The sequence below is a fragment of the Campylobacter sp. S4:11 genome, assembly GCF_024723695.1.
Classification (GTDB): Bacteria; Campylobacterota; Campylobacteria; order Campylobacterales; family Campylobacteraceae; genus Campylobacter_D; species Campylobacter_D jejuni_C.
Genome location: NZ_JANQDC010000075.1, coordinates 1 through 749 on the forward strand (window position 1 = coordinate 1; position 749 = coordinate 749).

Sequence of the window (749 nt, forward strand, 5' to 3'; positions counted from 1 at the left end):
TCTTTATAACATTAATGAAAAGGGAGAATTTGGTAGCAATGGTAGTATAGGAATAGTTAATGGGGTATTGTTTGAAGATTTATTAAAGCATTTAAGCTATATTACAAATGAAGAAGAATTGCTTTGCGAATTAGAAGTTAAATACCCCCAAAAACTAAATAATAAAATTATATTTGCAAGTGATAATATAGATTTAAATACCTCTTTTGCACCTGGGACTTATATAAGCTTACAATTAGAAAAAGAAAGCGATGAAAAACTAAAATGGGCTTTTGTAGAATGTGAAAGCAAAGAAAAATTAAATTTATTATTACATGATTGTAATGGCTATATTGATGAAAAAAATCTTAAGGTAATGTTTGAAAATGATGATTTGATTTATAATGAAAGCTATGAAGATAATGTTTTATCTTTTTGCTTACCTATAAGTAGAAGCAATGAGCCTAAAGAAGATATGCAAGATTATAAATACTATATAGTTTTATTTGCTTATAGTAGTGAAAAAACTATACCTAATTTAGAAGATCATTACATCATTATAGATATGAGCTTTAGAGTGGGAGTTGGAGATGATGATAGTGTAAGAGAGGGGGTGTTAGGGGGTAAAAATAACACAAACAACAGCAATTTAGCAAAAGACATTATTTATACAAATTGTATTTTTAGCGTATTAGAAGCTATAGATTTTTTAAAAATTTGTTGTAAATTACAAGAGAAAAATAAAACAAATGATAATATCTTTTTTAAAA

Annotated in this window: 1 pseudogene; it reads left to right on the forward strand. The window is 25.9% G+C overall.

What is annotated here, in order from left to right:
* Positions 1–749, forward strand: a pseudogene (locus CAMP5053_RS08240) (hypothetical protein); the annotation flags it as partial.